General features: G+C 68.2%; 4 protein-coding genes. 1 reads left to right on the forward strand and 3 read right to left on the reverse strand.

Translation table 11 applies throughout. From position 1 onward, the window contains the following. Positions 1-159: 159 nt before the first annotated feature. Both FV228_RS24005 and FV228_RS24010 read right to left on the reverse strand, forming a co-directional pair. Positions 160-1,341: a pyridoxal phosphate-dependent aminotransferase gene (locus FV228_RS24005; RefSeq protein WP_147856859.1), complete on the reverse strand. Its 1,182-nt coding sequence runs from the start codon at positions 1,339-1,341 to the stop codon at positions 160-162. Positions 1,342-1,365: 24 nt separating this feature from the next. Continuing rightward, entirely contained in the window at positions 1,366-1,557 is a 192-nt protein-coding gene (locus FV228_RS24010) for a hypothetical protein (protein ID WP_147856860.1), read from the reverse strand. A gap of 176 nt (positions 1,558-1,733) precedes the next feature. On the opposite strand from FV228_RS24010, the gene FV228_RS24015 reads away from it, so the two are divergent. After that, positions 1,734-2,024 (forward strand): hypothetical protein, encoded by a 291-nt coding sequence (locus FV228_RS24015; protein ID WP_147856861.1) that lies wholly within the window; start codon positions 1,734-1,736, stop codon positions 2,022-2,024. Between the two features lie 6 nt (positions 2,025-2,030). Here FV228_RS24015 and FV228_RS24020 read toward each other — a convergent pair whose 3' ends face one another. Continuing rightward, positions 2,031-3,398, reverse strand: coding sequence for an ATP-binding protein (locus FV228_RS24020; protein WP_147856862.1), 1,368 nt, complete (start codon positions 3,396-3,398; stop codon positions 2,031-2,033). Positions 3,399-3,401 lie beyond the last annotated feature (3 nt).

The following is a 3,401-nucleotide window of genomic DNA, read 5'->3' on the forward strand; positions in this document are numbered from 1 at the left end:
CAAGACCCACAAGCAGGCCCTCATCGCCTGCGCCCGAAAGCTGCTCATCTACGCCAACACCGTCCTCGCCCGAGGCACGCCATGGCGTCCCGCCACCGAGTGCGCATAACGGTTGCTCAGGATGAGGGGATTTGGGTTGGAGGACGGTCGTCCCCAGGATCAGCCCGGCTTCCGCTCGGTCAAAAATTGACCCATCCGCTCCAGCGCCCGGCGGATGTTCTCGGCCGAGTTGGCATAGGACAGGCGGATATAGCCCTCGCCGTGGATCCCGAAATCCGGTCCGCCAATCACCGCGACGCCCGCTTCCTCCAACAGGGTGGCGGCGAGCGGCTTGGCCTTCCAGCCGGTCTCGGAGACGTTCGGGAAGGCATAGAACGCGCCCTTCGGGGCGATGCACGACACGCCCGGCAGGGCGTTCAGCCCATCGACCACGATCGCCCGCCGCCGGTCGAACTCGGCGACCATCTCGGCCACGCAATCCTGCGGGCCGTCGAGCGCCGCGATGCCGGCCCATTGGGTTGAGGCGTTCACGCAGGAATGGGCGTTGACCGCAAGCTTCCGGGCCGCGTCGTAGAGGGGCTTGGGCCAGACCGACCAGCCGAGTCGCCAGCCGGTCATCGCGTAGGTCTTCGACGCACCGTCGAGATAGATCAGCCGGTCCCGGATTTCGGGATACTTCAGCAACGAGTGGTGGGCTTCGCCGTCATACGTCATCGTGCCGTAGATCTCGTCCGACAGCACCGCGACGTCGGGGTGGTCGGCGAGGCCCGCCACCAGGGCGTCGATCTCGGCCTTGGGCGTCACGCCGCCGGTCGGGTTGGCGGGTGAGTTGACGATCAGCAGGCGGGTCTTCGGCGTAATCAGTGCCAGGGTCTCGGCGGCCGAGAAGGCGAAGCCGTTCGCCTCGCGGATCGGCACCGGAACCGGCGTCGCGCCGGTGAACTCGATCATCGAGCGATAGATCGGAAATCCCGGATCTGGATACAGGATCTCGGCACCGGGCTCGCCGAACATCAGGATCGCCATGAACATGGTGACCTTGCCGCCCGGCACGATCATCACGGAGTCGGGCGAGACCTCGACGGCATGACGGCGGTGGATGTCGCGGGCCACGGCTTCGCGCAGGCCCGGAATGCCGGTTGCCGGCGTGTAGCCATGGTGCCCGTCGCGCAGGGCCTTGATGCCGGCCTCGACCACGTGGGCCGGCGTCGGCATGTCGGGCTGGCCGATGCCGAGGTTGATCACGTCCCGCCCTTGGGCCGAGAGCGCCTGGGCGCGGGCCAGCACCGCGAACGCGTTCTCCTCGCCGATGCGCGAGAAGGCCGGGACGACGTGCAGCATCGCGCTCTCCGCGGGACGATCGGTCTAGTGCTTAGTGCGCTCGGCGAGCTTCATGGCGCCGAACGACATCGCCGCGGCGATCGCGCCCAGGATCACGAAGGTCTTCACCGAGGCGTAGAACAGGGCCGGCTCGATGCCCGTGTCCGTGTAGAGAACCAGGCCGATGGCGGCCAACGGCAGGGAAAGCAGGATGAACAGGGGGACGAGCGGGTTCATGTTGGGCACTCGGATCCGGCGCGCGGTGGGCCGCGGCTCGTGGGCGTCAAGCCTGCATACCACCCTGCCGCAAAGGTTGGGACCCCGGCGGCGGCAGTTTTTCGCCGGATCGCGCCGCCGCTCACCGAAGCGCAAGCATTTAACCGGATACTGGCTTTCCGGGAGGAGATGCCAGTATGCGCCCAACAGCAGTTACGTCGAGAGGCAATAGCCAAAATCTATCGCCGCTCGACATCCTGACGGCGCAGATCGGCCGGCTCCTGCGGCATCCTGCCTACAGGCGCGAAAGTGTCGTCAGTTCGCTGCTGCAGCGCCACCTGCCGAAAGATGCCGGCTATGCCTGGAGCGGCGAAGCGGCCCTGCGCGAGCGACTCGGACGCGCCGCCCTGGACCCGGCGAGCATCGACCACCTCATTCGCAACACCCAGGCCGAGATCCAGCGGCTGCGGGGACCGAGCGACGCCTGACGGCCGTCAGGCCGGAACCCGCACGGTCGCCCGCAAGCCGCCGAGCGGGCTCTCGTGCAGGGCGATGTCCCCGCCATGGGCCCGGGCGATGTCCCGGGCGATCGCCAGCCCGAGCCCGGATCCGCCCGCATCCTGGCGGGCATCGTCGAGACGCACGAACGGCTTGAACACCTCCTCGCGGCTCTCGGGCGGGATCCCCGGCCCGTCATCGTCGATCGAGACGTAGAAGGCGCGGGCCTCCAGCCGGCCGGAGATCGCCACCGTCTCGCCGTAGCGGGCGGCGTTGGCGGCGAGGTTGAACAGGCAGCGCCGGAACGCGCCCGGGCGCACCGTGACCTCCGGGGCGCCTACGAGATTGACCTCCGAGACATGGGCGCCCAGGCGCTCGACGTCGCTGCGCAGGTCTTCCAGCAGCGCGCGCATGTCCGTGGGCGTCGCCGGCTCGGCGGAATCACCGCGCGCGAAGGCGAGGTAGCCCTCCAGCATCCGGCTCATCTCGTCGACATCGCGGCTGAGATCCTCGATCTCGCTGGTCTGCTCGAACAACGCCAGGGAGAGGCGGAAGCGCGTGAGGATGGTGCGCAGGTCGTGGCTCACACCGTTGAGCATCGTCGTGCGCTGCTCCATCGCCCGCTCGATGCGCCGCTTCATCTCGATGAAGGCGTGGCCCGCCTGGCGCACCTCCCGGGCTCCGCGTGGTCGGAACTCGATCTCCCGCCCTTTGCCGAAGCCCTCCGCCACCGCAGCGAGCCGCAGGATCGGCTTGATCTGGTTGCGCAGGAACAGGATCGCGACGCCGAGCAGCACCAGCGACGAGCCAATCATCCAGACCAGGAAGATGTGCGAGTTCGACGCGTAGGCTTGGCTGCGCCGGGCGGTGATCCGCATCACCCCGTCGGGGATCGCGACCCGGATCTCGATCAGGTTCGAGCGGCCGACGGTGTCGATCCAGAACGGCCGTCGGATCTGGCGGCTGATTTCGTCGGAGAGCGCCTCGTCCAGGATCGAGAAGAACGGCCGCGGCCCTTGGGTCGGTAGCTTGGCGCCCTTCAGGATGTCGAGATCGAGGTTCAGCCGCTCGGCGGCGATGCGCGACAGGGTCTCGGCATCCCTGTCCTGCGGATAGCTTTCGTAGATGTCGATCAGCGCGGCGACATCGGCGGTCACGGCAGCCGAGAGGCGCTTGGTCACGAGCTGCCAGTGCCGCTCCATGAACGTGTAGGCGATCACCGACTGGAGCAGGACCACGGGCGCGATGATGATGATCAGCGACCGGGCATAGAGCCCCTTCGGCAGGACATCGCCGATCGACCGGCTCACGCGCTTCCACAGCCGGTGCGGCGCCGAGCGCGGCCGCGCCGGTTCGGTCCGCAGGGC

Origin of the sequence: Methylobacterium sp. WL18, assembly GCF_008040015.1 — a bacterium.
GTDB classification, from domain to species: Bacteria; Pseudomonadota; Alphaproteobacteria; order Rhizobiales; family Beijerinckiaceae; genus Methylobacterium; species Methylobacterium mesophilicum.